At 69.7% G+C, this 26,285-nt stretch carries 20 protein-coding genes; 11 read left to right on the top strand and 9 right to left on the bottom strand.

Features of this window, described 5'->3' with window-relative positions:
• Positions 1–29: 29 nt before the first annotated feature.
• The gene (locus tag H521_RS0106580) at positions 30–1,406 is read right to left on the bottom strand and encodes an MATE family efflux transporter (protein WP_022892235.1); all 1,377 of its coding nucleotides are present in this window, start codon (positions 1,404–1,406) and stop codon (positions 30–32) included.
• Between the two features lie 88 nt (positions 1,407–1,494).
• Between H521_RS0106580 and H521_RS0106575 the strand changes: the two genes are divergently transcribed.
• The 5 genes from H521_RS0106575 (at position 1,495) to H521_RS0106555 (ending at position 7,664) form a co-directional block, all read left to right on the top strand.
• Positions 1,495–2,862: a TrkH family potassium uptake protein gene (locus tag H521_RS0106575; protein WP_022892234.1), complete on the top strand. Its 1,368-nt coding sequence runs from the start codon at positions 1,495–1,497 to the stop codon at positions 2,860–2,862.
• Positions 2,855–3,553, top strand: a complete 699-nt coding sequence (locus H521_RS0106570) for a potassium channel family protein (protein WP_022892233.1) — start codon at positions 2,855–2,857, stop codon at positions 3,551–3,553. The genes H521_RS0106575 and H521_RS0106570 overlap by 8 nt, the downstream gene beginning before the upstream one ends.
• 41 nt (positions 3,554–3,594) lie before the next feature.
• Positions 3,595–5,643: a M13 family metallopeptidase gene (locus H521_RS0106565; RefSeq protein WP_022892232.1), complete on the top strand. Its 2,049-nt coding sequence runs from the start codon at positions 3,595–3,597 to the stop codon at positions 5,641–5,643.
• Positions 5,644–5,738: 95 nt separating this feature from the next.
• Positions 5,739–6,647, top strand: coding sequence for a serine hydrolase (locus tag H521_RS0106560; RefSeq protein ID WP_022892231.1), 909 nt, complete (start codon positions 5,739–5,741; stop codon positions 6,645–6,647).
• Between the two features lie 126 nt (positions 6,648–6,773).
• Entirely contained in the window at positions 6,774–7,664 is an 891-nt protein-coding gene (locus tag H521_RS0106555) for an LPXTG cell wall anchor domain-containing protein (protein WP_022892230.1), read from the top strand.
• Between the two features lie 129 nt (positions 7,665–7,793).
• On the opposite strand, the gene H521_RS25405 is transcribed toward H521_RS0106555, so the two are convergent.
• Positions 7,794–9,380 carry an alpha/beta hydrolase gene (locus tag H521_RS25405; protein WP_022892229.1) on the bottom strand — a complete coding sequence of 529 codons (1,587 nt, stop codon included), beginning with the start codon at positions 9,378–9,380 and terminating at the stop codon, positions 7,794–7,796.
• A gap of 9 nt (positions 9,381–9,389) precedes the next feature.
• A complete protein-coding gene (locus H521_RS0106540; protein ID WP_022892228.1) occupies positions 9,390–10,820 on the bottom strand; it encodes an aminopeptidase P family protein in 1,431 nt (476 codons plus the stop codon).
• Positions 10,821–11,003: 183 nt separating this feature from the next.
• Between H521_RS0106540 and H521_RS0106535 the strand changes: the two genes are divergently transcribed.
• Positions 11,004–11,393, top strand: a complete 390-nt coding sequence (locus tag H521_RS0106535; RefSeq protein WP_022892227.1) for an avidin-fold protein — start codon at positions 11,004–11,006, stop codon at positions 11,391–11,393.
• Between the two features lie 27 nt (positions 11,394–11,420).
• On the opposite strand, the gene H521_RS21850 is transcribed toward H521_RS0106535, so the two are convergent.
• Positions 11,421–11,981, bottom strand: coding sequence for an Lrp/AsnC family transcriptional regulator (locus H521_RS21850; RefSeq protein ID WP_022892226.1), 561 nt, complete (start codon positions 11,979–11,981; stop codon positions 11,421–11,423).
• A 174-nt stretch (positions 11,982–12,155) separates the two neighbouring features.
• Here H521_RS21850 and H521_RS0106525 point away from each other — a divergent pair, with 174 nt between their 5' ends.
• The 5 genes from H521_RS0106525 to H521_RS21840 are packed head-to-tail and all read left to right on the top strand — an operon-like array spanning position 12,156 to position 17,316.
• Positions 12,156–13,739 carry an ABC transporter substrate-binding protein gene (locus H521_RS0106525; RefSeq protein WP_022892225.1) on the top strand — a complete coding sequence of 528 codons (1,584 nt, stop codon included), beginning with the start codon at positions 12,156–12,158 and terminating at the stop codon, positions 13,737–13,739.
• Positions 13,723–14,796 carry an ABC transporter permease gene (locus tag H521_RS0106520; protein WP_026481985.1) on the top strand — a complete coding sequence of 358 codons (1,074 nt, stop codon included), beginning with the start codon at positions 13,723–13,725 and terminating at the stop codon, positions 14,794–14,796. The genes H521_RS0106525 and H521_RS0106520 overlap by 17 nt, the downstream gene beginning before the upstream one ends.
• Positions 14,793–15,674 (top strand): ABC transporter permease, encoded by an 882-nt coding sequence (locus H521_RS0106515; RefSeq protein WP_022892223.1) that lies wholly within the window; start codon positions 14,793–14,795, stop codon positions 15,672–15,674. Before H521_RS0106520 ends, H521_RS0106515 begins: the two co-directional genes overlap by 4 nt.
• Positions 15,671–16,543, top strand: coding sequence for an ABC transporter ATP-binding protein (locus H521_RS21845; RefSeq protein ID WP_022892222.1), 873 nt, complete (start codon positions 15,671–15,673; stop codon positions 16,541–16,543). The genes H521_RS0106515 and H521_RS21845 overlap by 4 nt, the downstream gene beginning before the upstream one ends.
• Positions 16,540–17,316, top strand: coding sequence for an ABC transporter ATP-binding protein (locus tag H521_RS21840; RefSeq protein ID WP_022892221.1), 777 nt, complete (start codon positions 16,540–16,542; stop codon positions 17,314–17,316). The genes H521_RS21845 and H521_RS21840 overlap by 4 nt, the downstream gene beginning before the upstream one ends.
• A 70-nt stretch (positions 17,317–17,386) precedes the next feature.
• Here H521_RS21840 and H521_RS0106500 read toward each other — a convergent pair whose 3' ends face one another.
• The 5 genes from H521_RS0106500 to H521_RS0106480 all read right to left on the bottom strand — a co-directional run bounded on the left by H521_RS0106500 (position 17,387) and on the right by H521_RS0106480 (position 26,212).
• Positions 17,387–17,794: an NUDIX domain-containing protein gene (locus H521_RS0106500; protein ID WP_022892220.1), complete on the bottom strand. Its 408-nt coding sequence runs from the start codon at positions 17,792–17,794 to the stop codon at positions 17,387–17,389.
• A gap of 206 nt (positions 17,795–18,000) precedes the next feature.
• The gene (locus H521_RS21835) at positions 18,001–20,775 is read right to left on the bottom strand and encodes a PQQ-dependent sugar dehydrogenase (protein ID WP_084512019.1); all 2,775 of its coding nucleotides are present in this window, start codon (positions 20,773–20,775) and stop codon (positions 18,001–18,003) included.
• 80 nt (positions 20,776–20,855) lie between these two features.
• Positions 20,856–22,013, bottom strand: a complete 1,158-nt coding sequence (locus H521_RS0106490) for a sugar phosphate isomerase/epimerase family protein (RefSeq protein ID WP_040424049.1) — start codon at positions 22,011–22,013, stop codon at positions 20,856–20,858.
• A gap of 333 nt (positions 22,014–22,346) precedes the next feature.
• Positions 22,347–24,914 (bottom strand): phosphatidylglycerol lysyltransferase domain-containing protein, encoded by a 2,568-nt coding sequence (locus H521_RS21830; protein WP_022892217.1) that lies wholly within the window; start codon positions 24,912–24,914, stop codon positions 22,347–22,349.
• Complete coding sequence (locus H521_RS0106480; RefSeq protein WP_022892216.1) at positions 24,911–26,212, bottom strand: alpha/beta hydrolase; 1,302 nt, start codon at positions 26,210–26,212, stop codon at positions 24,911–24,913. Before H521_RS0106480 ends, H521_RS21830 begins: the two co-directional genes overlap by 4 nt.
• Positions 26,213–26,285 lie beyond the last annotated feature (73 nt).

The raw sequence follows: 26,285 nt of genomic DNA, 5'->3' as shown, positions 1-26,285 counted from the left end.
CTGCCCCTGACGCGGAGCGCGAGCCGCCCTCAGCGCCCGGCGCCGACCACCATCCACGCCGACCCGCGCGCCCTGAGCCCGAGGGTCACCGCCCGTGCGCCGAGGTAACCGAGCGCGAACGCGGCCATGAGCCACGCCGGGCCGGCGGCCCCCGGCGGGGCCACCGCGACGACCCAGAGTGCGAGCGGCACGAACACGGCGAGGTTCACCACGCCGGTCCAGGCGAGGTAGCGGGCGTCGCCCGCGCCGATGAGCACGCCGTCGAGCACGAACACGATGCCGCCGAGCGGCGCCGAGAGCGCGAGCACGACGAGCGTCGGGGGCAGCAGCGCCGCGACATCCGCCGAGCTCGTGAAGACCGCGGGCAGCACCCACGCCGTCGCGAGCACGATCACGCCGACAACGGCGCCGCTGCCGACGCCCCATTGCAGGCAGCGTCGCAGTACGGCCCGGACGGCGGTGAGGTCGCCCGCGCCGAGGTCGCGGCCGATGAGCGCCTGCGCGGCGATCGCGAGCGCGTCGAGGGCGAAGCCGATCGTGAAGTAGATGGTCATCGCCACCTGGAACGCCGCGAGCTCGTTCGGGCCGAGCGAGGTCGCCGTCCACGTCGCGAGCAGCAGCGCGAGCCGCAGGCTCAGGGTGCGCAGGAACAGCCACCCGCCCGAGGCGGCGCCGCGCAGCACTCCGGCGTGATGCGGCCACGGGCTCGTGCCCACGCGGGCGGCGTGCCGCCCGACGACGACCAGGTAGACCGCGACCATGCCCCACTGCGCGACCACGGTGCCGAGCGCCGAGCCCGCGATGCCCCACCCGGCGACGTAGATGAACACGTAGTTGAGCACGATGTTCACCGCGAAGCCGATACCGGCGACCCAGAGCGGCGTGCGAGTGTCTTGCAGGCCGCGCAGCAGGCCGGTTGCGGCGAAGACGACGAGCATCGCGGGCAGCCCGGCCATCGAGATCGTGAGGTAGACGGATGCCTCGGCGGCCACGTCGGGGCTCGCGCCGAAGGCCCCCACCAACACGGGGGCGGCCCACCAGCCGGCGACCGCGAGCACCGCGCCGAGCCCGAGCGCGAGCCAGAGCCCGTCGACGCCGGATGCCACGGCGCCGCGTTCGTCGCCGAGCCCCACGCGCCGGGCGACGGCGGGCGTCGTCGCGTAGGCGAGGAACACCATGAGCCCGATGATCGTCTGCAGCACGGCGCTCGCGAGGCCGAGACCGGCGAGCGGCGTGGCGCCGAGGTGCCCGATCATCGCCGTGTCGGCGAGCAGGAACAGCGGTTCGGCGATGAGGGCGCCGAGCGCCGGCACGGCGAGGCGCAGGATGTCGCGGTCGACGGATCGCGGCGCGGATCGCGGCACGGATCGCGCCGAGGGTCGTGGGTCGGGGTCGTTGCTGCTCATGGGCCGCATCGAGCCTATGCCGCGCCGCCGACGCGGGCGTCGCGGCATCCGTCGCCCGGGTCGTAGAGTACGAGGAGTGACGACACGGATGCCGACCGCGACGAGCCGCCGAAGGTCGCGGAGGCGCACCGCGTTCCGCCTCCACCCGGCGCAGGCCGTGGTGATCGGCTTCGCGCTCGCAGTGCTCGTGGGCACGATGCTGCTCATGCTCCCGATCGCCAAGGCCGGGCCGGGCGGGGCCTCGTTCATCGACGCGCTCTTCACGGCGACGTCGGCGGTGTGCGTGACGGGCCTCACGGTCGTCGACACGGTGACCCACTGGTCGCCGTTCGGGCAGGTCGTCATCATGATCCTGATCCAGCTCGGCGGCCTCGGCATCATGATCTTCGCCTCGCTCATCGGCCTCGTGCTCGCGCGCAAGCTCTCGGTGCGGTCGCGGCTCAACACGGCCGCAGAGGCGAAGGCGGTCGGCTTCGCCGATGTGCGCGGCCTCGTGCGCGGCATCGTGCTCATCTCGCTGACGATCGAAGCCGCGGTGTTCCTGCTGCTCGGCGCGCGGTTCCTGATCGGTTACGGCTACGCGCCGGGCGAGGCGGCATGGCACGCGGGATTCCTCGCCGTCTCCTCGTTCAACAACGCCGGCTTCGCGCTGTTCTCCGACAACCTGATGGGCTTCGTCTCCGACCCGTTCATCTGTCTGCCGATCTCGGCGGCGATCATCCTCGGCGGCCTCGGCTTTCCGGTGATCATGCAGCTGCGAAAGGAGTTCACGCGGCCCCTGCACTGGTCGATGAACACGAAGATCGTGCTCTGGGCGACCGTCGTGCTCCTCATCGCCGGCACGGTGTACCTCACGGTGATCGAGTGGAACAACCCCGACACCCTCGGCGGGCTCGACCCGGCGGCGCGGGTGCTCGCGGGCTTCTTCCAGTCGGTGCAGACTCGCACCGCGGGCTTCAACTCGATCGACATCGGCGCGATGAACGACGCGAGCTGGCTCGGCATGGACGTGCTGATGTTCATCGGCGCCGGCCCGGCGGGCACCGCTGGCGGCATCAAGGTGACGACGTTCGCCGTGCTCTTCTTCATCATGCTCACCGAGCTGCGCGGCGAAGCATCCGTGAACATCTTCGGCAAGCGGCTCTCGCGTGCGGTGCACCGGCAGGCGATCACGGTCGTGCTGATCGCCGTCGCCGCGGTGGTGGTCTCGACGGCGGTGCTGCTGCTGCTCACCGGCCTCGACCTCGACCGCGTGCTGTTCGAGGCGGTGTCGGCGTTCGCCACGGTCGGCCTCTCGACCGGCATCACGGCCGACCTGCCCGACGCGGCGCAGCTCGTGCTCGTGCTGCTGATGTTCGCGGGCCGGCTCGGCCCGCTCACCCTCGGCACCGCGATCGCCCTGCGCGATCGGCGCATCCTGTACGAATTCCCCAAGGAAAGGCCCGCCATTGGCTAAGTTCCCGTTCTTCGGCGGCGATACCTCTCGTCGCATCGCAGAGGCCGACTCGGTCGCCGTCATCGGCCTCGGCCGCTTCGGCAGCTCGCTCGCCCTCGAGCTCATGTCCGCAGGCACCGAGGTGCTCGGCATCGACCTCGATGAAGACCTCGTGCAGGCCATGAACGGCCAGCTGACGCAAGTGGTGCGCGCCGACTCGACCAAGGAGGAGGCGCTGCGCCAACTCGCGATCGACGAGTTCGACCGGGTCGTCGTGGCCATCGGCGACGACATCTCGGCGTCGATCCTCACGTGCTCGGTGCTGCTCAGCATGAACATCCCGGTGATCTGGGCGAAGGTCGTCGACGACCGGCACGGCCTGATCCTCGACCAGCTCGGGGTGCACCACGTGATCTACCCCGAGAAGGACATGGGGCGTCGGGTCGCGCACCTCGTGCGCGGAGCCGCGCTCGACTACATCGAGGTCGACTCGGGGTACGCCCTCGTGAAGGCGGCCGCACCGAACGAGCTGCTCGGCAAGCGGCTCGGCGACACGGGCCTGCGCGCCGCATACGGTGTCACGATCGCGGCGTTCAAGCGCGACGCCGAGCAGTGGCGCAACGCCGACGCCGACACGATGCTGCAGGCCGGTGACACGATCCTCGTCGTCGGGCCGACTGCGAGTGCTGAGAGTTTCGCCCAGCTTCGCTGAGACAGGTGACCCGTCGGCGGGCCGACACTTAGGCTGGAGCAATGACCGATGCCGCGCTGCCCTCCGGAATCAAGCACGACGAGCTCGATGCGGGCATCCGGCCGCAAGACGACCTCTTCCGGCACGTCAACGGCCGGTGGATCGAGCGCACCGACATCCCCGCCGACAAGGCGAGATACGGCTCGTTCCTCGTGCTGCACGAAGAGGCCGAGCAGGCTGTGCGCGAGATCATCGAGGAGTCGCAAGGCGCCGAGCCCGGCACCGAGGCGCGCAAGGTGGGCGACCTCTACGCGAGCTTCCTGAACGAAGAGCGCGCGAACCTGCTGGGCGCCACGCCTATCGCCGGCCAGCTCGTCGAGGTCGAGCTGATCAGCTCGGTCGGGGCGTTCCTCACGACGCTCGGGCAACTCGAGCGACAGGGCGTGCCGGGCTTCCTGCAGCTCTACGTCGACAACGACCCGGGCGACCCCGAGCGCTACCTCGTCTTCGTCGAGCAGGGCGGCATCGGCCTGCCCGACGAGAGCTACTTCCGTGAAGAGCGGTTCGAGTCGGTGCGCGAGGCGTACCGCTCGCACCTCGAGCGGATGCTGCGGCTCGCGCAGCTCGACGAGCCCGAGGTGCGTGCGGCGCGGGTGTACGAGCTCGAGACCGAGATCGCGGCCGCGCACTGGAACAACGTCGAGACCCGCGACAGCGAGAAGACGTACAACCTGTACTCGTGGGATGACGCGGTCGCGGAGGCATCCGCCGACCTCGACGTCTGGCGCGATGCGATGGGCGTGCCCACGGGTGCGTTCGACGAGATCGTGCTGCGCGAGCCGTCGTTCGTGCAGGGCCTCGGCGCGCTGCTCACCGAAGACCGCCTGCCCGCGTGGAAGGACTGGCTCGCCTGGCAGGTCGTCCGCGGCAGTGCGGCGTACCTCTCGAACGACTTCGTCGAGGCGAACTTCGACTTCTACGGGCGCACCCTCACCGGCACGCCGCAGATGCGCGAGCGCTGGAAGCGCGGCGTCTCGCTCGTCGAGGGCGCCATGGGCGAGGCCGTCGGGCACATCTACGTCGAACGGCACTTCCCGCCAGCCGCGAAGGTGGCGATGGACGACCTCGTGGCGAACCTCGTCGAGGCCTACCGGCAGTCGATCACCGGGCTCGAATGGATGGGCGAAGAGACGCGCGCGAAGGCGCTCGACAAGCTCGCGAAGTTCACGCCGAAGATCGGCTTTCCAGTGAAGTGGCGCGACTACTCAGTGCTCGAGATCTCCGACGACCTCGTCGGCAACGTGCGGGCGACCGCCGAGTTCGAGTTCAACCGCGAGCTCGGCAAGATCGGCAAACCGCTCGACCGCGACGAGTGGTTCATGACGCCGCAGACGATCAATGCGTACTACAACCCGGGGTTCAACGAGATCGTGTTCCCCGCGGCGATCCTGCAGTACCCCTTCTTCGATGCCGAGCGGGATGCCGCGGCGAACTACGGTGCCATCGGCGCCGTGATCGGGCACGAGATCGGGCACGGCTTCGACGACCAGGGCTCGAAGTACGACGGCGACGGGCGCCTCACCGACTGGTGGACCGAGGCCGACCGCGCCGCGTTCGAAGAGCGCACGACGGCGCTCATCGACCAGTACGACGCCCTCGTTCCCGAGCAGCTGCTCACCGGGCGGGTCGACGTGGCGGAAGCGGGCGACGCCGACGGAGAAGGCGAGAGCGAAGGCAACGGTGAGGCGCACGTCAACGGCGACGCCCACGTCAACGGTGCGCTCACGATCGGCGAGAACATCGGCGACCTCGGCGGCCTCGCCATCGCGTGGAAGGCCTACGTGCTCTCGCTCGGCGGCGACGTCGAGGCGGCCCCGGTGATCGACGGCCTGACCGCCGCGCAGCGGTTCTTCCTGTCGTGGGCGCAGGCCTGGCAGATGAAGGGCCGCGACGAAGAGGTCATCCGTCTGCTGGCGATCGATCCGCACTCGCCGAACGAGTTCCGGTGCAACCAGATCGTCAGAAACATCGACGAGTTCTACGCTAGCTTCGGAGTGACTCCCGATGACGCGCTCTGGCTCGATCCAGCCGAGCGGGTGACGATCTGGTAGTCGCAGATCCACAACCGCAAGAACACCGAAATTCGAGCGCGCCGCTGAACGCGGTGGGGGAGCGCCGACCGCCAGAGGAAGGCAGTGGAATCACCGTGGTGACGTCGTCGCAGGGTTCGGAGCGGCGTGCACGGCATAGCGACATCCGGCGCGGCAAGCATCGCACCGAAGAGGCGAACGAGAACTTCGCACGCGGGTTCGACGCGCTCGGCGAACTCGCGCTCGCGGGCGTGCAGGTGTCGGCCAGGGCGACCGACCTGGCCACCGGCAAGGTGCTCTTCTCCGTCGACGACCATGTCGTGATGCCCACGGCGTCGATCGGCAAGGTGCTGCTGCTCGTCGAGGTCGCCTCGCGACTCTCGGGCGACGGCAGCGAGGCGTTCACCGTGCTCGACCGGGCGCCGCGCGACGCCGTCGGCGACTCGGGCATCTGGCAGCACATGCAATCGCCGTCGCTGCCCCTCGCCGACCTCGCGGCGCTCATCGGGGCGACGAGCGACAATCTCGCCACGAACGTGCTCATCCGCCACGTCGGCCTTGAGGCCGTGCGCGCTCGCACCGAGACGCTCGGCCTCACCCGCACGGCGCTGCTCGACCTCGTGCGCGACCATCGCGGCCCCGACGACGCACCGCAACTGTCGATCGGCTCGGCGAAAGAGCTCACCTGGCTCTTCGCCTCGCTCGCTCGCGGCGAGATCGTCTCGCCCGAGGTGTCGCAGCGCGTCGTCGGCTGGCTCTCGCTGAACGCCGACCTGTCGATGGTGGCGAGCGCCTTCGGCCTCGACCCGCTCGCGCATCGCACCCCCGACCACAACGTGCTGCTCATGAACAAGACCGGCACCGACGGCGGCGTGCGCAGCGAGGTCGGCGTGCTGCGCGGCCCGCGGGCGAGCGTCTCGTACGCCGTGTCGATGTACTACGCCGACACGATGATCTCCTCGCGCCTGGCGGTGCTCGACGGCATGCGCCAGGTCGGTCTCGACCTGCTCGAGTACGTGCACTGAGCTCTCCCGGTTACAGGTCGCGGGTCATGGGCAGTGCTCCCCATACGGAGGATGTCGTCCGGTTGGTATGGTCGCTGCGGAGAGGCTCCTCTCTCACAACACCTCTCTCCGAAAGGCGCCCCAAGCATGCGTCCCATCTCCTTGCGAGTCCGTGCGGCTGCCATCGCCGCAGTCGTTGCGCTCCCCTTCGCCGGCCTGCTCGCCGCCGCTCCGGCCCAAGCAGCCGACGCCCCGGTGATCGCGCTCGACACCACTTCGTTCCCCGCAGGCGAGTGGGGTGCGGGCTTCCACATCACGGGCACCGGCTTCATCGGCACCGGTGACGTGACGGTGTCGGTCGGCGTCGCCGCTGGCCCTTCTTCGGGCGAGGGCCTCTACGAGATCACCGTGACGCCAGATGCCGAGGGTGCGATCGATGCGCAGGTCGTCCCGATCCGCGATGCTCCGGTCACGAGCGAGTCCGACTACCCCCGGGTCTCCGTGAACGCCAGGCAGCAGCTCGATGAGACCGAATGGCTCGTGTCGAACTCGGTCGCGCTGACGATCACCGAGTCGGACCTGCCGGAGCCCGGCGTGAGCCTCGGACAGGTGGTTTCGCCCGAGCAGCTCGCCACCGGCCTCACCGCGAACTTCGCGGGCTTCGGTGCCGATGAGCCGGTCTACTACGGATTCCAGCTGCTCCGCGACGGCGAGCCGGTCGGCGACTTCGCCGGTCTCGAAGAGACGGTCGCCGACGCAGCCGGCGCAGGCACGGTCACTGCCACGATCCCGGGCGCACAGGTCGGCGACGTCCTCGCCTACTACTTCAGCGGGGACGAGACGGGCCGCTTCATCGAGGGCGAAGCCCCCGTCATCGCCGCTGCGGTGGTTCCGGCCGGCGAGAGCTCGACCCCGGCCGCGACCGGCCCCAAGCTCGCCGAGACCGGTGTCGACCTGACGGTCGGCGCGCTCGCAGCAGGGCTTCTCGTGCTCGGCGCAGCCGGCGTGCTCGTGCGTCGTCGCTTCGCCACGCGCTGAGTCTCGCACCGCACGAATTCGACGCGGGGTGATCACGGGATCCGTGACCGCCCCGCGTCTTCGCGTTCGCTCGAGGCTCGGGCACCACGAGATCGGGGATCGCCACGAGATCGGATCGAATCGGGCGGATCAGGCCGATCGGGGGGTTTTCGCCGAAATGGTGGCGGCCCGCGCCGGCACGGCGAATGATTCGATCCCGGCCACGACGGCCGCGCTCGTCTCTGGCGCCGAGAGGATGCGGAAGTGCCCGGCGACGGGCACCTGCACGTTCTTCGCCCCGGCGAGCACACTGCCCTCAGGCACGTGCGGGTCGAAGGTGCCGAAGACCGACACGATCTGCGAGTTCATCGACGCGGCGCCGGTGAGCTCCGTGATCGTCGCTCCCTCGGGCAGGAACTCCCGCAATCCGGGGTCGAGCAGGTAGCGCGCGAGGCGCGAGCCGCCGAACGGGGTGGCGATGGCGACCACCCCGATGAGCCCGAGCCGCCGGTCGGCGTCGCTCAGCAGCATCCGCTTGCCGACCAAGCCGCCTTTCGAATGCGCCACCATGACGAAGCCCGCCGGCGGCGTCGGCGCGCGCTCGAGGGCGCGGGCCATGCGGGCGGCCGTCTCGAAGATGCCGAGCAGGTTCGCGCCGAGGCCGTGCACGACCTGCACGCGATAGCCGTGGCGATTGAGATCGTCGCCGAGCGGCGCCATGAACGACCAGTGCTCGTAGACGCCCGGCAGCAGCAGGATCGTCGGCTTGCCTGCATCACCCGTCGACCACCGCTTCGACGCGTTCGGCAACGTCAGCACCCGCAACTGCTGGCGCACCGCGTCGAGGTAGTCGAGTGCCCACCAGCCCGCGGCCGCGAGCGGAGGGAGCGGTGCCGGTGCGTCGGGAACCGTGGCGCTGCTCGCGATCGGGGCATCGGGCTGCACGGGTTCGCCGCTGCGCACCGTCGGCGCGGTGCGCGGCACCTCGCGCCCGACCGCTTCGCCACGCGCGTGCCGCGCGATGAGGTCGGCGACCAGCGGCCCGGCGGTGATCATGGTCTCGTGGCCGCGCCCCGGCACCTCGGCGTACCGGCCGTTCGGCACGAGTGCCGCGGCCTGCTTCGCCCAGTCACGGGGCACGATTCGGTCGCGCTCGCCGCGGATGACGAGCGTGTCGGCGGTGATCTTCGGCAACGTGCGCTCGATCTCGTGCTCCATGACGGGCGCAAGCGACTCGAGGTACCAACCCGCGCCGGCCTTGGCGTACGACACCAGGCCGAGGGTGAGCACCTTGGGGTGCGCGAGCACGAGGTCTTGCGCGAGTCGCCCCGCCTGTTTGGCCACGGTCCGCTCCCGAGGGTTCACGGTCGGCCCGATGAGCACGATGCATGGGAAGAGCTCGGGATGCCGCGCAGCAGCCTCTGCCACCACTTGCGCGCCGGCGGAGTGTCCGACGAGCACCGGCCGCTCGATGCGCTCGGCACGAACGAGTTCGGCGAGCAGGTCGCCCGCGGCCGGCATCGACGGCGGATGCTCGGGTTCGGGTGCTTCACCGAAACCGGGCAGGTCGAGCGCGTACACGGTGCCGGTGCGACCGAGCGCCTCCGCGACATCCGACCAGTACTCGTGCGCCATGCCGATGCCGTGCACCAGCACGTAGTCCGGGCCGTCGTCGATGCCGGTGCGCGTGATGAGCGTGACCCATTCGCCGCTGCGGAATACGCGGGTGGTCGCCATGCCCGAAGTCTACGAGGGCGAGCCGACTACTCCCCGAAGCCACGCCTCGATGCCGTCGGCGTCGATGGGCAGGGCAGCCGAGAGCACCTCGTGCCCCGAGTCGGTCACGAGCAGGTCGTCTTCGATGCGCACGCCGATGCCGCGCAACTCCGGCGGCACGGTGAGGTCGTTGGCGTGGAAGTAGAGTCCCGGCTCGACCGTGAGTACGGCGCCGGGCAGCAGGGGTTCGTCGAGGTAGCGCTCGTCGCCGATGCGAGCGCAGTCGTGCACGTCGAGGCCGAGATGATGCCCGGTGCCGCACGGCAGGTAGCGACGGTGCTGCTGGCCGTCGGCCGACATCGCCTCGTCGACCGACACCGTCAGGATGCCGAGCTCGTGCAGGCTCGTCGCGATCGACTCATATGCCGTGGTTCGCATATCGCGGAACGACCGGCCGGGCCCGACTTGTCCCATGGCCGCTCGATGCGCACGTTCGACGTGGTCGTGCACCGTGCGCTGTGCCGGGCTGAAGGCACCGCTCACCGGCAGCGTGCGGGTCACGTCGGCGGTGTAGAGGGTGCGCGCCTCGACCCCGGCGTCGAGGAGCACCACGTGCCCGGGCAGCACCGGGCCGTCGCAGCGGGTCCAGTGCAGCGTGGGCGAGTGCGGGCCGCTGCCGACGACGGTCGAGTAGCCCACGCCGTTGCCGACGGTGCGGGCGTGGCGATCGAACGTCGCCTGCAGCCAGCGCTCGCCGCCGAACTCGGCCGCGGCCGGCAGCTCACGCGCGACGGAACGGAACCCGGCGACCGTCGCATCGACCGCCGAGCGCAGTTGCGCGATCTCCCACTCGTCTTTCACGAGCTTCGCGGCCGAGAGCGCGATCGCGAGTTCGGCCGAAGGCGCGAAGCGGTCGCCGAGTCGCGGCTCGGCGGCGCCCGCGATGAGGGTGTCGGCCGGCAGGGCGTCGAGCGCGTGGTCGAGCCGTTCGAGGGAACGCACGTCGACACCGAGCGCGCTCGACCAGTCGGCGAGGCCCGCAGCGGGGCCGATCCACAGTTCGCCGCGCAATGCGTCGGCCGCGAAGGCGTCGCTTCCTGGGCCGATCGGCTCGGCGAGGTACACGACGGCATCGTGCCCGCTGCCGGAGGGCGTCATGACCAGCACGGCGCCCTCGGTCTGGCACGAGGTGAGCCACACGAAGTCGCTGTCGGCGCGGAAGCCGAACTCGGTGTCGTTCGAGCGCACGTGCGAACGACCGGCGGCCACCGCGATCGTTCGCCCGGTGAACTGCTCGCCGATGCGGGTGCGATGCCGGGCCGCGGCAGCGCCGGCGCCGGGTGCGACGTCGGCGTGGCGGTCGGCCGGGCCCCAGCCCGCCGCCATGTAGTCGCGGAACGCCTCGGTCTCGGGCAGCGGCTGGGTGCGAGGGTCGCGGAAGGAGAAAGTCTCTGGACGCATGGTGCCCAGTAAGCCAGCAGCACGAAAGGACGTCAACAGCCGGAGGTTCGAATCGGCGAAACATCCGCAGTACTGCCGACGAATCGTACGATTTGTCTCGAAACGCCGCCCGGACGCACGTCGACACGAGACGGAACGCGCGACGGTTTGACACCCCTTTCGCCGCCTCCACACAATGGCGTCATGACCGGATCGCACCACGAGCACCCCTCGACCACTCTCGACATCGATCTCGATCAGCGGGTGTTCGACATGGTCTCGTCGACCTCGAGCGTGGTGGATGCCGACGCCCCGACGCGCTTCGTCTACCGCGAGGCCGACGGTGTGATCTGGGGCGAGTATCTCGGCGACACGGTGTCGATCGGTCGCTTCTGCGGCGTGCGGAACGAGGCCCGCATCGACATCTCGTTCGTGCACCGCGGCCCCCGGGTCGGTACCGTCACCGGCAGCGCCTCGTCGGTGATCTCGCTCGCCGACGATGGCGCGCTTCTGCTCACCGAGGAGTACCGCACCCCCGATGGTGCACTGCATACGAGCGTGTGCCGTGAGGTGCTGGGGGCTGGACCGGCCTGAGCTGAACCTGCTGCGCCGGCGGCCGGGTCAGCGCCGTCGCCGCTCGGGCACGCGCTGCGCGCGGTCGTCGCTCGTGCGCACGAAGCGGGTCATGCCGAAGCGCTCGCCCGAGTCTTCGACCGAGCTGCTCGCGGTGCGCGCCATGCGCAGTGACACGTGAGCCCGCTCCTCGTCCATGATGAACACCGTCGTGGTCGCCTTGATCGACGGCCACTGGGCGAGCCTGGTCGCGACGAGCTCGTGGATCGCCGCCACGTCGGGCGCCCGCACGATCAGCATGGCATCGTGCTCGCCCGTCATGACGGCGTAGTACTCGAGCTCGGCAACTGAGGTGAGCCGGGCCCGGAAGTCGGCCCACTGGCTCTGCCGCAGCGTGATGAAGACCATCGCCGCGACTCCGATGCCGACCGAGGCCGGGTCGACCTCGGCGTGCACGCCCTTGATGACCCCGCCCCGAACGAGCGCCTCGTAGCGCGTGTACGCGTTCGAACGAGAGATGCCGAGCTGCTCGGCGAGCGACGCGACCGAGGTGCGACCGTCTTCTCGCAGGAGCTCCAGCATGCGAACGTGCGTGTCATCGAGTTGCATCGGGGACTCCATCTGTCCAGTCACAGCAATAGGGTGAGGCAGTACCTGAGAGAATATGCCAGTATCGCCACAATATCGAGACATTTCTTCTTCGTTACCGCATCGATGATTGACGAATGACTGCGGTCGCACTACTTTCGCACTCATCCCTCCAACCAGAGAAGGAGCACCCCCGTGTCTCGATCGTTCCGCCGCACAGCACGGCGCAGCGCAGTCGCCGTCGGCCTGGCCGTCGCCGCTTCGCTCGCCTTCAGCTCCTGCGCTGCTCCTGATTCCTCCGAAGCCCCTTCGGGCGGTTCGCTCGTGGTCGATGCGTCGTTCGACCTGAAGACCGCCGACCCCAACCGCGAGTACGAGACGACCGGCTCGATCGTGGCCAAGGCCCTGTATGAGACGCTCCTCACGTTCGACGGCGACGACGTCACCACGCCGGTCGACGGCCTCGCGAGCTACGAGATGAACGCCGACAACACGGTGCTCACCCTCACGATGAACGAGGGCCACACGTTCTCCGACGGGTCGGAGGTCACCGTCGACGACGCCGTCTTCTCGCTGCAGCGCGTGCAGGGGGTCAAGGGCAACCCCTCGTTCCTGCTCGACGGCGTCACCGTCGAGAAGACCTCCGACGCCACGCTCACGCTGACCTCGGCGACCCCCAACCCCGCGCTGCCCTTCATCCTGCCGAACCCCGCCCTCGGCGTGGTCAACCAGGAGGTCGTCGAAGAGAACGGCGGCAGCACCACGGCCGACGACGATGCAGAGACCTTCCTCAACACCACCTCGGCGGGCTCGGGCCCGTACGTGCTCGAGTCCTTCGACGCGGCGTCCCAGGTCGTGTTCACGGCGAACCCCGAGTACTCGGGCGACAAGCCGGCGTACGAGCGTGTCGTGCTGCGCAACGTGCAGGGCCCGACGCAGAAGCTGAACGTCGAGGCCGGTGACTCGCAGGTCGCCCTCGACCTGAACCCCGACCAGGTCGCCGAGCTCGACGATTCCAAGGTGTCGATCATCGCGAACCCCTCGCGGTACATGATCTTCCTGCTGCTGAACCAGGACCCGGCCGTCAGCGAGATCACGAGCAACCCGAAGTTCGTCGAGGCGGTCAAGCTCGGCATCGACTACGACAAGATCGTCGATCTCGCCGGTGAGGGTTCGGTGCGCCCCGGCGGCTTCATCCCCTCGATCTTCAACGGAGCGCTCGACGCGGCCGACGGCAATCAGTTCGACGCGGATGCCGCGGCAGCCGCCCTCGCCGAGTCCGGGTACGCCGGCGAAGAGGTCACGCTGAACTTCCCCAACGACATCACCGTGCAGGGCCTCTCGCTGCAGAGCATCGCGGAGTCGATCCAGGCGCAGCTGAAGGAGGTCGGCATCACCATCACGCTCGCGCCGGCACCCGTCGCGACCGAGCTCGACGCCTATCGTGACGGCAAGGAGACGGTCGGCCTCTGGTACTGGGGCCCCGACTTCCCGGACCCCTCGAACTACCTCGCGTTCACCCCGGGTGAGCTCGTGGGCCTGCGCGCCGGCTGGGCGGCGGGCGCCGACCCGACCGTGACCGATCTCGCGGCGACCGCCGTCGCGGCGACCGACCCCGCTGCACGCGCCGCAGCCTACGAAGAGCTGCAGCAGGCGCAGAACGCGAGCGGACCGTTCATCCCGCTGCTGCAGCCCGCGCAGAACGTCGTCACGGCACCGAGCATCACGACGGTGCCGCTCAACCCGACCTGGACCGTCGACCTTGCCGGAATCGAATAGCACGGCTCCTCGGGAGCAGGGCGCGCGAGCGGGCATCCACCCGCTCGCGCGCTATCTCGGCATCCGGGCGGCGTTGACCGTCCTGCTCCTGTTCGGCGTCACGCTCGTCACCTTCACGCTCACGAACCTCGTGCCGGCCGACCCGGTGCAGGCGGCACTCGGCGAGCAGGCCGCCGCGGACCCCGAGATCGTCGCGCAGTTCCGCGCCGATGCAGGACTCGACCAGCCGCTCCCGGTGCAGTACATCACGTACGTCGGCAACCTGCTGCAGGGCGACTGGGGCATCTCGCAGCAGACGAGGGCGCCGGTCGCCCAAGACCTCGGCAAGGCGTTCCCCGCGACCGCCGAGCTCGCGCTCGCGGCCATCCTCATCTCGATCGTCATCGGCATCGGGCTCGGCATGTGGGCCGCACTCAGGCGCCGCACGATCACCGACCAGGTGATCCGCGTCGTCAGCCTGATCGGTATCTCGGTGCCGTCGTTCTGGCTCGCACTCGTGGTCTACTTCGTCTTCTTCTCGCAGCTGCACTGGTTCCCCGGCTCCGGCCGGCTCTCGCCCGCGGCCATCCCGCCACCGAAGGTGACCGGCATGTACACGGTGGACTCGCTGCTGGCCGGTCAGTGGGCGACCTTCGGCGACGCCGTCTCGCACCTGATCCTGCCCGCGGCGGTGCTCGCGCTCTACACGATCGGCCTGCTCACGCGGTTCGCCCGCTCAGCGATCCTCGAGGTACTCGATCTCGACTACGTGCGCGCGGCCCGCGCCAAGGGCCTGCCGGGGCGGATCGTCGTCGGCCGCTACGTGCTGCGCGGCGCACTCGTGCCGATCATCACCGTGCTCGGCGTCGCGTTCGGCTCGCTGCTGTCGGGCACCGTGCTCGTCGAGAAGGTCTATTCCTGGCACGGCCTCGGCGAATACGCGTACTCGGCGGCGACGAAGCTCGACCTCCCCGCCATCATGGGCGTCGGCCTCATCGTGGGATTCGTCTACATCGGACTGAACTTCCTGATCGACGTGCTGTACGGCGTCATCGACCCGAGGGTGAGAGTGGCATGACCGACATCCTCGCAGTGCAGACCCGGCGCAAGGGCCGGTTGCGCATCTCCAAGCAGCTGCGCACTCCGCTCGCGATCACCGGCGGTGCGATCGTCGTCTTCTGGTTGCTCATCGCCCTCTTCGCGCAGTGGATCCGTCCGTTCGACCCGCTCGCTCAGGACTTCATGCGCCTGCAGCCGCCGAGCGCCGAGCACTGGTTCGGCACCGACCAGGTCGGCCGCGACGTGCTCTCGCGAGTCATCACCGGCGCCCAGGTCTCGATTCCGCTCGCGCTCATGCTCGTCGTGTTCGCGATGCTCATCGGTTCGCTCCTCGGTGCGATCGCCGGCTATTTCGGCAAGGCGATCGACGAGGTCATCATGCGCATCGCGGACCTCGTCTTCGCGTTCCCGACGATCATCCTCGCGATGGTCATCGCCGCCGCCCTCGGCCCGAGCCTCACGAACGCCGTGATCGCGATGCTGATCGTGTCGTGGCCGGCCTACGCCCGTGTCACGCGATCGCTCGTGCTCGGCGCCCGCAACGCCGAGTACGTGATCGCGGGCCGGCTGCTCGGAAACGGCCCGTTCACCTCGCTCCGCAAGGACATCCTGCCGAACGTGCTCTCGCCGGTCGTGGTGCTGGCGACGCTCGACGTCGGCACGGCGATCCTGCTGCTCTCGGGCCTGTCGTTCCTCGGTCTGGGCGCCATTCCGCCGACCCCCGACTGGGGAGCGATGGTCGCCGACGGCGTGCAGAACTTCTCGTCGTGGTGGATCGCCGTGTTCCCCGGCCTCGCCATCCTGACCGTCGTGCTCGCGTTCAACTTCCTGGGCGACGCGCTGCGCGACGCCCTCGACCCGCGATCGCAGGAAGCCGTGCAGGGGAGGGCGCTGTGAGCAGCACGAACGACGCCATGATGAAGCAGGCACCGCGACACCCGGGCGGCGTGGTCATCTCCGGCCTCACCTTGAGCTTCGGTCGCGGTGACTCCCGCAAAGAGATCCTGCGCGGCATCGACCTCGACGTGCCGGCCGGGCAGATCACCGGGCTCGCGGGCGAGTCGGGCTCGGGCAAGACCATGACTGGTCTCGCCGTGTGCGGGCTGCTGCCCGCGGGTGCGCAGCTCGGTGGCAGCATCCGCTTCGAGGGCACCGAGTTGATCGGGCTCAAGCAGCGCAGCATGAACCGCTTCCGCGGGGCGAAGATCGCCATGATCTTCCAGGACCCGACGGCCAGCCTGCACCCCATGCTGACGATCGAGGCGCAGCTCGTCGATCACTACCGGCATCACACCGGCGCCTCCAAGCGGGCGGCGAAGGCGCGAGCGCTCGAGATGCTGGGCCTCGTGGCCGTGCCGCTTCCTGAGGCCGCGCTGCGCAAGTACCCGCACCAGTTCTCGGGCGGGCAGCTGCAACGCATCGCGATCGCGTCTGCACTCATGTGCGACCCCTCGGTGCTCATCGCCGACGAGCCGACGACCGCGCTCGACGTGACGGTGCAGGCGGGCATCCTGCGGCTCCTCCGAAAGCTCTGCGACGAGCTCGGCATCGCCATCGTGCTGGTCACCCACGACCTCGGGGTCATGTCGGCGCTCGCCGACACGATCGCCGTGATGCGCATGGGCGAGATCGTCGAGCACGGCGACCGCCACCAGGTGATCACGGCGCCGAGGCATCCGTACACGAAGTCGCTCATCGAAGCGCTGCCCGAGGCCGACTCGGGTGCGAGTTCCGATGCGCCGACCGGAAGCGAGACTGCATCATGACGCTCCTGAAACTCGACGAACTGCAGGTCTCGTACAAACTGCCGGGTCGTGGCACGCTGCGCGCAGTCGACGGGGTGAGCTTCGAGCTCGAGCCGCGCCAGGTGCTCGGGCTCGTCGGCGAGTCGGGCTGCGGCAAGTCCACCCTCGCGCGCGCCGTCTGCGGTCTCGAGGCGGCATCGGCCGGCACGATCGAGTTCAACGGCCGACCGATCGGCAAGCTCGGACTGCGCAAGCGCGACCCCGGGCTCATGCGCATCCAGATGGTGTTCCAGAATCCGTTCGCCTCGCTGAACCCGCGGCGCACGATCGGCAGCCAGATCGAAGACGGCTTGCGGGTCAACCCCGACCGCGACGCCTGGAACGTGGCAGACCTGCTCGAGCACGTCGAGCTCGACGCCGAGAGCCGCACTCGATACCCGCACCAGTTCTCGGGCGGACAGCGTCAGCGCGTCGCGATCGCGCGCGCCATCGCCGCCGGGCCCGAACTGCTCATCGGCGATGAGCCGATCGCCTCGCTCGACGCCTCGCTGCAGGCCCGCATCGCGATCCTGATGCGCAAGCTCGCCGTCGAGACGGGTGCTGCGCTGCTCTTCATCAGCCACGATCTCTCGGTCGTTCGGGTGATCGCCGACGACGTCGCCGTGATGAGCGCGGGTCGCATCGTCGAGCGCGGCCCGGTCGAGCAGGTGTGGTCGCAGCCGCAGGACCCGTACACGCAGCGCCTGCTCGCGGCGATCCCGGTCGTCGACGGGCTGGGCGTGCTGCCGGGGTAGCAGCGCGCCCGGCAGACCCGCCGCCTGCGGGCCCGCGGCCTGCGGGTCCGGCCCGCGGCCGCCACTCGCGTCAGTCGATGAGGCCGGCGGCGGCGAGCCGCTCGAGCACCTCGACCCCGGCTGGCGGGCACCGGTCGACCTCGGCGGTCGTCACCCAGTGCAGGCTGCCGACCTCGGCCGAGGCGAGCGGCGCGGCATCCGTCTCGGCGCGGAAGACGCGCATGCGCACCAGGCGGCCATCGGGCTCGCCATGCGCCTGCACGACGACCTCGAAGAGATCGACGAGCTCGGCCGGGTCGAGCACCAGCGCGACCTCTTCGAGCGCCTCGCGAGCGGCGGCCTCGGCGGCCGTCTCGCCGGCATCGATCTTGCCGCCCGGCATGTAGTAGACATCGCGGTCGCGTGCGGTGACCATGAGCACGCGGCGGTCGCGCACGAGGGCGATCGCCGCGACGCGGAGGTCGGTGAGTTGAGGCATCGGTTCAACCCTAGATGGGGGGCGCGGAGCCGGCGGGGCCCCGGTGTACCCTGAGTCGCTTACCTTTCCGGAAGAGGGGTGGCACAGCGTTCCGGGCCGCGCGTTACGGGTGCGGCCCGGAATGCACTGCTTCCGCCGAGCGTGCGAAAGCCCCAGCCCGCCGATCGGCGAACCGGGGCTTCCGGACTCAGCGCAGACGAGATGCGTTACCGGAGGTCGGCGATCACCGCCTCCGTCGCGCGGATCACGAGCGCCGCCGCCTCGGCGTCGGTGCGGATGCGGGTCGGGACCTTCGCGACGATGAACTCGAGCTTGCCGATCGCCGTTGCCGTGTCACCGGCGGCCAGGGCCGCGTCGACCTCGGCCAGCGTGTCCCCGAACGAGGCCGCCGCGCCGTGCGTGATGCGGTCGTCGTCGTCGAGGCTGTCGAGCAGCGCACGGATGTCGTTGGTCGACGTCGTGAACTCGAGCTGGTCGAGGTCGACCCCGCCTGTGCTCGTCACGAACAACCGATCGGTTCCCTCCGGCACGGTGACCAGCGGCGCGGATGCCTCGAGCCACTCGGTGCCGGCACTCGCCACGTCGATCGTCAGGAACGGCTCGGCGTCGGCGCTGCCCCACCGCAGTGAGAGCGACCCGGTGCCCGTCGCGCGTGCCTCGACGCCCGTGATCCCGACGAGGTTCACCGGGTCGTACGCCAGCCAGTCGCCGGCGTCGAACGAGGTGACCTTGCGGAAGGCGTGAGCGGTCTCGTCGTCGACGATCGTCGTCTCGCCGCCCTTCGCGTCGGCGTGCTCGGCCTGCAGTTCGCGCGGGTTGAGCAGCGTCACGTCGTCGGCCGAGAGCGCCGGAGCCGTCGCGCTGCCGCCGTCGGTGTACGAGGCGCCGATCTGGGCGTAGATGTTCTCGGTCTCGCCGTGGCCGGCCTCCTCCTGCATCTCGATCTCGGCGGTGCAGCCGGTTCCGCTGAACAGCGGGTGGGCGTGCGTGTTGTCGTGACCCAGGGCGTAGCTCCAGTTCACGCGCGAGCAGTCGATCGTCGTGTCTTCAGGATCGGTGACCTTCACCTCGAAGGCGACCGTGTCGCCCCAGTCGGCGAACGAGCCGTTCTCGGGAGTCACGATCTCGATGGTCGGCGCGGTGTTGCCGACCGTGATCACGACCGATGAGAGGCTGACGCGCCCGTTCGAGTCGGTGACCCGGACGCGCGCCGTGTACTGCCCGTCGGTCGTGTACGTGCGGCTCACCTCGGCGGGGCCGTCGGTGAAGGTGCCCGTTCCGTCGAGGTCCCACGCGAAGCTGAGCGCGAGGCCGTCGGGGTGGGTGCTCTCGGCGGCCGAGAAATCGACCTCGAGCGGACCCTGGCCCGACGTCACCGAGGCGTCGAGCTCGACGCGCGGACCCTTCGTGCCCTCGACGTAGTCGACCCGGTAGAGGCCGGCGTCGGGGTTGGGGCGGAAGAACCCGTCGCCGTAGTCGAGTACGTAGAGCGATCCGTCAGGGCCGAACTCGAAGTCGATCACGTTGTCCCACGGGGGCATGCCAGCCGCGTTGAGCGAGGCGTTCGGCAGGAAGTCCTCGATCTTCGTGACCTCGCCGTCGGGGTCCTCCTGGCTGAAGGCGAAGATGCGGTCGCGTGAGAACTCGGCCATGAACGCCTTGCCGTCCCAGTACTCGGGGAACTTCGTCGTCGACGCGTTCTCCTCGTCGTACCGGTAGGTCGGGCCGCCCATGGGGGCCTGCCCGCCGGCCCCGAGCTCGGGCCACGGCTGGTGCGTGACCTGGTCGCCGTACCAGATCTGCGGTGCCGTCGCAGCGGGCAGCTGCGTCAGGCCGGTGTTGTGGCGCGAGGTGTTGATCGGCCCGGCGGCGCAGTCGAACCAGTCGCCCTGGGCGAGCGTCTCGTAGTCCCAGTCGTTGTAGTTCGCGTTCGGTCCGTGGCAGTACGGCCAGCCGCCGTTGATCGGCTTCGTCGTGCTCTGCCACTCCACATAGCCCATCGGGCCCCGGAGGTCGCTCGCCGTGCCCGCGTCGGGGCCGTAGTCGCCCCAAGTGACGGCTCCGGTCTCGGGGTCGTAGTCGATGCGGAACGGGTTGCGCAGGCCGGTGGCGAAGATCTCGGGGCGGGTCTTCTCGGTTCCCGGGGCGAAGAGGTTGCCCGCGGGGATCGTGTACGAGCCGTCGTCCTGCACATCGATCCTCAGGATCTTGCCGCGCAGGTCGTTCGAGTTGCCGGCGCCACGACGCGAGTCGAGACCGGGGTTGTAGCCGATACGGTCGTTGTTCGGCGCGTAGCCGTTGGCGCCGGGCGTGCTCGCGGGTGTGTTGTCGCCCGTGGCGAGCAGCACGTTGCCGTCGTTGTCGAACGCGACGTCACCGGCGACGTGGCAGCACTGACCGCGCTGGACCTCGACCTTGATGATCACCTGCTCGCTCGCGAGGTCGAGCGAGTTCGTCTCGGCGTTCCAGTGGAATCGGCTGAGCTGGTTGTAGCCCTTCCACTGGTTCCAGTACGACTCGTCGGCACCCGCCGGCAGCGTGTTCGGCGCCGAACCGGTCGGCGTCGTCGCCGGGTACGGGGCCGTCATCGTGCGGGGCGCGTAGTAGAGGTAGACCCAGCCGTTCTCCTCGAAGTCGGGGTCGAGGGTGATCGTCTGCAGTCCGTCCTCGGAGTTCGCGTAGACCTCGATCGTGTTGACGACCGCCGTGGTGCCCTGGGCGGGATCGGTGAGGCGCACCTGGCCGCCGCGAGTCGTGGTCAGCACGCGCGAGTCGGGCAGCACGGCGAGGTCGATCGGCTCGCCGACGTCTCTCGTGAGCGTCACTCGTTCGTAGTTGGCCCAGGTGGTGGCGCTGACCTCGTCGCCGTGATCATGGCCGTCGTGTGCGAAGGCTGCGGCCCCGGCGCTCACGGTGAGCGACGTCGCCGCCAGCAGTCCGCTGAGCACGAGCGCGCCCAACCGGATTCTGGATTTGGACATGGATGTCTCCTTGGAAGAGGGGTGTGCTGAAACGAGGAATGCCCCGGGCCGGGTTACGGCCTGGCCCGGGGCAGTGTGCTTTAGCCGCGGAGCGCGGCCATGCCGTCGTACGCGACCTGCGCGAACGCCAGCGATTGGCCGGGGTTCGCGCCGCCACCGGGTGCCGTGTCCTGCTCCCACATCGAGTTGTGGTAGCCCTTGGCACCGATGCGCTGGAAGAACGTCGTGTAGTCGATGTCTCCCTGGCCGAACGGCACCATGTCGTAGCCGTTCGGGGTCGCCGTGTTGATTCGCCCGTCTTTCGTGTGGAACAGCGGGAACCGGGTGGTCTGCGCCGAGACGACCCCGGCGGGGTCGAAGAGGCTCTCGACCACGGTGCCGTCGGGCGCGGTGAAGCTGCGGTGCTTGTACTGCGCCACGTGCGCCCAGTAGATGTCCATCTCGAGGTACACGTAGCTCGGGTCGGTGTTCTGCAGGAAGTGCTCCAGGCGACGGATGCCGCTGGATCGGGTCGGCCGCCCGAGCGCGTCGAGCGGGCCGCTGTCGAGCAGGAAGCTGTACGCGATGTCGTGGTTGTGCGTGTACAGCTTGAGCCCGTGCGACGCCGCGCGCTCGCCGAAGAAGTTCCACCGCTCGGCGGCGAGTTCCCAATCGGCGACGAAGGCGCTGTTCGTCGGGTCGTTTCCGGTTCCGATGTGGCCGAGGCCGAGGATGTTCGCGACCTCGCACTGCGCGTCGAACGCCGCGATCGTGGCATCGCTGACGGTCGACGGGATCGAGCCGTGGTTGCCCTCGGCTTCGAGTCCGTTGTCGTCGAGCCACGTGCGCAGCAACTGGGCGCCGGCGACGTTGTTGACGTTGCCGCCCTCGGCGTTGGCGTGCTGGCCGAATCCGGCGAACTCGATCTGCTTGTAGCCGATGCGCGAGAGCTCTTGGAAGACCTCCTTGAAGCCCGACGCGAGGTCGGTCGTGTTCGGGTCGCGCGAGACGGCGTCGCGAACCGTGTAGAGGATGATGCCGCGCTTGCCCGGGGGCAGGAGCACGCCGTTGCCGGCGCCCTTCGCCCCCGACACGGCGGCCGCACGGGTGGCGGCGTGGGCCGGCCCCCCGCCGAACGCGGCCGCGCCGAGTGCGGCGGCCGCGGCCATGCCGGTCGTCGCTGCGAGGAGTTGTCGCCGCGAGAGTCCAAGGCGCCGGCCCAACTCGGGGTTGTCGTCGCGCTCGATGAGATCGTCCATGATGCTCCTTTGCATGAAGAGGGATGTGTCGAGACCCGGCACCGTCGCCATGTCGCGGCGGAAACCTCGCCCCGCACGGGCTCGCGATGCCCTGGTTCACACCGGTCGTCACGCTCCCAGACCGCCTGCCAGCAAAACCGACCGGCGTTCTTTTTCGAACGGTACGGCACATCTTGCGGATAGGTCAAGCGAAAGCCGAGAGTTGTCCGTATTCTTTGGTCGGTCAGTCGGCAAAAGTCGGCAGAGGGGCAGGGGACCGGTTCAGCGAGCTCTGGGGCGCCCTCGAATGCAGCGATTCATCGCCACTCACAGCTGCCCGCGGCATCCGCTCGACTACGCCGTGAGCGTCTTCACGAGTGCGACGGCCTCTGCGGGCGACACCTCGGGCAGGTACGCCCGGCCGATCGCGAGACCGATGGTCGGCAGGGCGAGCGGGTCGGGGTAGGCCATCGAGATGGTCTCGTACTCGGGGTTGAACTTCGCCTTGAACCGGAACAGCGACGAGAAGCCGTAGGCGGGCTCGAGCGTCGCGGCGAGCCAGTCGAGCAAGCGCGTCATCACGGTCGGCTCGGGTGGCGCCTCGCCGTCGGCGAGGGGCTTCGACGCGAGCGGAGCGCCGGAGAGGCTCAGCACCTCGGCCCCCGTCTCCTTCATGTGCAGTGCCGCCGAGGCGATGAGGAACTCCATGATGCCGTTCATGCTGCCGTCGGCCCGGCGCATGAAGTCGATCGTCCAGCCCACGACCGCGCCATCGCGGAAGACCGGCAGCCAGCTCGTCACGGTCTGCAACCGGCCATCGGGGCCCACCGCGAGCATCAGGCGCACCTCTGGGTCCTTCAGCTCCTCCATGCCGCCGAGCGTGAAGCCCATCTCGGGCAGTTCCTTCTCGGCGACCCACTCCTCTGAGATCGCGTTGATCTCGGCGACGGTCGTGAGCGGCAGTTCGTTCCAGCTCGTCCAGACGGTGGTCATGCCCTCCTTGATGCCGCGGTTCAGCGCCTGTCGAACCTTCTGCCACGGCTTGCCGGCGAGTTCGAGCCCCGTCGTGCGCACGAGGGTCTCCTCACCGACCGACATGTGCTGCCAGCCGAGCTCGTCGAACACCGGCAGGTACTGCGGGTGCACGCTGTAGAAGACGGGCACCCAGCTGTTGGCGTCGCAGAAGGCGGCGAACTCGCGGATGACGCGGCCGGCCTCGCTCGGCGGGCAGATCGGGTCGGACATCGTGATGGCGACGCCGTTGATCACCCGATAGGCGACCGCCGAGTCGCCATCGGCACCGAACCAGATCACGTTGCCCGGCCACGTCGCCATGAAGCCGAGGGTGCCGCCGCCGTTGCGGTGCAGCAGCTCGCGGAGCCGCTCGTCGTCGGCCGTCTTCGCGGCGGTCTCGGCGCGCGACCGCGACATGAGCCGTACGGCGGCGACGATGAACACCGCCCAGAACAGCGGGCCGACCACTTGGTAGAGCACGCTCGTCAGGTCGTGCCCCGGCAGCACGATCGGGTCGACGACGGCGAGGAAGTGCGGCGGCACGAAGCGCTTCAGCGTGTCGAGCAGCAGATCCCAGCCGGTCGCGGCCGGCCAGTACTCACCGAGCGTGGTGAGGCCCGCGGCGAAGTAGAGGCCGGCCAGTACCACGAAGGTCGCGCCGACGGTCACCGCGAACTGCGCGATGCTGCGCCGGGGCGCGCGCAGCTGGAAGTGCCGCCTCGTGGCGATCAGCATGACGATGATGCCGATCGGCAGCGCGAGCACCGCGAGGATCCAGACCACCAGCTCGCCGAGGTCGAACACCGTCCAGGTGCCGTCGTCGACGTCGGCCGTCGTGACCGTGACGTCGAACGCCGTGCGGGCGAAGAGCAGGATGGCGAGGTTGACCGCGATCGCGAGCCACCACGCGAAGCGTCGCCCGCTGCGGAGGCCCCACGCCGCCAGCAGCAGGAGCAGCACCGGCACGAACGAGAGCAGGAACATGCCGAAGCCCTGGGCGCTGAGCAGTGCGAGTTGGGTGGTGCACGCGTCGCCCGCCGCCCCGCCGCCCGTGCTCCCTCCGCACTGCGCCATCACCGCGGCCAGCTCGAGCGGGTCGTCGCGATAGAGGTAGGAGCCGAATGCGAACGGCGTGAGCTCGGAGCGGTTGATGAGCGCGACGATCGGCCCGACCGCGGTCACGGCGACGATCGCCGCCACGAGGGTGCGGGTTTCGCGGTGCGAGCTCCGGCGTGCCGACAGGGTCGAGGCGTCGCGCGCGAGCACGGCGCCGAGCAGGTAGCCGGCGACCGCGGCGACGAGACGGTAGACGTTCGACGAGTCGCCGTCGTAGAGCACGAAGACGAGGATGAAGGCGACCGTGACGAGGCGGATGCGCCGGCGCCACAGCGTGCCCATGAACGCCGTCGACGCCATGAGCGCGCCCACGATGCCCGTGAGCGGGTCGAGGGTCAGGTCGGCGGCGGTGCCCGTCGCCCACCACTCGCCGGCGAGTGAACCGAGCCACTGCACCACGGTGCCGAGCGCGACGCCGAGCACGCCGGTCACCACGAAGGCGACGATCGTGCGCCAGGTGCCCATGCGGCGTTCGGCGATGCCGAGCAGCAGCAGCGAGGCGAGCACGCCGAACACGAGCTGGAAGGGGTCGAACGCGATCACGAGCGCCGAGCCGACCGTCCACCAGCGGCCGGCCTCGATCGTCGTGAGCACGCCGGCAGCCCAGGTCGAGGTCGTCGCGTCGGAGGCGCTTCCGGCGGCGGTGCCGGCCGCGATCGTCGTGCCGAGCAGCACGACGGCGAGGGCGATGCTGAAGGGCACCCGACGGATGACGCCGCCGAGCGTCTCCGCGGTCGAGCGCAGGCGCCCGGTGGGCTCGGCGTCGTCGACGTGTTCGGTCGTCCGGGTCACGGTGCCGCCAATCCGAGCCTGGGGGAGAGTACCTCGAAGCCCTTCTCGAGTCCGCCGTTCAGTGCCTCGGCGTCGTGGTCGGCGCCGGCCACGACGAAGAAGGTCGTTGCCATGCCGGCCGCCGCCGCGGCATCCGCGAGTCGCTCGGTGCCGGGCTCGAACGCACGATCGCGCTCGCCGACCGTGAAGACCGCGGTGGTGTCGGGGTACGGCGCCTTCGCCGCCATGATGTTCGCGGGCTTCACTGCGTCGTAGGCGGTCTGGCTGCCGCCGAAGACGCTCGCGAGCACATCGGCGGCCTGCTCCGCTCCCGCGAACTCGACCGGCGAGATTGCGAGGATGCTGCCGAACATCTCGGGGTACTTCGCGCCGAAGTAGGCCGCGCACTCGCCGCCGTTCGAGTAACCGGCGATGGTGGTGTACTGCCGGCCCTGCAGCACGTCGAGGTGCTGCTTCGCCCACGGCATGACGTCTTGGGTGACGTAGGTCTCGACCATGCCGAGCTCGGTGTCGAGGCAGAGCGGGTCGACCGAGGGGTCGCTCAGCTGGTCGATGACGAGCGCGATCGGGGCGAGCCCGTCGTGCTCGGCGGCGAAGTCGTCGAGCACCGCGCCGATGAAGCTCGCGTCGGGGTCGCCGGGCTGGCCCATCATCATGACGACGAGCGGCAACCGCGGGGCATCCGTCACGAGCGCCGCCGGCGGCAGGTAGAGCTGCGCGGGCCGTGCGGGGAAGCCCGACACGGTGTTCGGCACGCCGCCTTCGACGACACCGACCTGGCCCTTCGCGGGCAGGTCGGCGGGCGGCGCCCAGGTCAGGTAGAGCGGCTCGGCGGGGTCGGCGGCATCAGCGGGATCGGGCGTGGGCACGGCGATCGGGTCGGCGGTCGAGATGTGGAACATCGAGCCGAGGGTGGGATTCAGGCCGTAGGCGGCGTTGACGCCGAGCGCCGCGACCCCGGCGAAGAGCGGGATCGCCAGCAGTGCGATCACCTTGCGCCACCATCTCGAGTGCCAGAGGTTCCAGATCGCGATGAGGCTCGCGGCGAACGCGGCAGGCACCCAGAGCCAGGCCGCCTCGTTCACCGGGCCGCCGAACGCGTCGAGCAGGTTGACCGCGATCCAGAGCGTCGCGACGCCGAGCAGGCCCCCGACGATGACGAGCACGATCACGGCCATCACCCATGACCAGCCCGAGCCGCGGAAGAGCAGGTAGAGCAGGGCCAGCGCCGAGAGCCCGGCGACGGCGATGACGAACGGACCATCGATCACGTTCAGTTCGAGCACGAGATCCCACACCCTTGCCCCCTCGGCCCCGGTCGTGTTGGGCACAGCGTAGCGGCACGCCGAGTCGCCCGGCGGGATGGCGCGC

The organism is Agromyces subbeticus DSM 16689 (genome assembly GCF_000421565.1).
Lineage (GTDB): Bacteria > Actinomycetota > Actinomycetes > Actinomycetales > Microbacteriaceae > Agromyces > Agromyces subbeticus.
The sequence above is the reverse complement of the archived record's forward strand: the minus strand, read 5'-3'. Positions and strand labels throughout refer to the sequence as shown.

What these genes read in the sequence shown, in the direction of transcription:
- H521_RS0106580 (WP_022892235.1), bottom strand. Translation starts at nt 1,406, where the DNA reads ATGAGCAGCAACGACCCCGACCCACGACCCTCGGCGCGATCCGTGCCG.
- H521_RS0106575 (WP_022892234.1), top strand. Translation starts at nt 1,495, where the DNA reads ATGCCGACCGCGACGAGCCGCCGAAGGTCGCGGAGGCGCACCGCGTTC.
- H521_RS0106565 (WP_022892232.1), top strand. Translation starts at nt 3,595, where the DNA reads ATGACCGATGCCGCGCTGCCCTCCGGAATCAAGCACGACGAGCTCGAT.
- H521_RS0106555 (WP_022892230.1), top strand. Translation starts at nt 6,774, where the DNA reads ATGCGTCCCATCTCCTTGCGAGTCCGTGCGGCTGCCATCGCCGCAGTC.
- H521_RS25405 (WP_022892229.1), bottom strand. Translation starts at nt 9,380, where the DNA reads ATGGCGACCACCCGCGTATTCCGCAGCGGCGAATGGGTCACGCTCATC.
- H521_RS0106540 (WP_022892228.1), bottom strand. Translation starts at nt 10,820, where the DNA reads ATGCGTCCAGAGACTTTCTCCTTCCGCGACCCTCGCACCCAGCCGCTG.
- H521_RS0106535 (WP_022892227.1), top strand. Translation starts at nt 11,004, where the DNA reads ATGACCGGATCGCACCACGAGCACCCCTCGACCACTCTCGACATCGAT.
- H521_RS21850 (WP_022892226.1), bottom strand. Translation starts at nt 11,981, where the DNA reads ATGCAACTCGATGACACGCACGTTCGCATGCTGGAGCTCCTGCGAGAA.
- H521_RS0106515 (WP_022892223.1), top strand. Translation starts at nt 14,793, where the DNA reads ATGACCGACATCCTCGCAGTGCAGACCCGGCGCAAGGGCCGGTTGCGC.
- H521_RS21840 (WP_022892221.1), top strand. Translation starts at nt 16,540, where the DNA reads ATGACGCTCCTGAAACTCGACGAACTGCAGGTCTCGTACAAACTGCCG.
- H521_RS0106500 (WP_022892220.1), bottom strand. Translation starts at nt 17,794, where the DNA reads ATGCCTCAACTCACCGACCTCCGCGTCGCGGCGATCGCCCTCGTGCGC.
- H521_RS21835 (WP_084512019.1), bottom strand. Translation starts at nt 20,775, where the DNA reads ATGTCCAAATCCAGAATCCGGTTGGGCGCGCTCGTGCTCAGCGGACTG.
- H521_RS0106490 (WP_040424049.1), bottom strand. Translation starts at nt 22,013, where the DNA reads ATGGACGATCTCATCGAGCGCGACGACAACCCCGAGTTGGGCCGGCGC.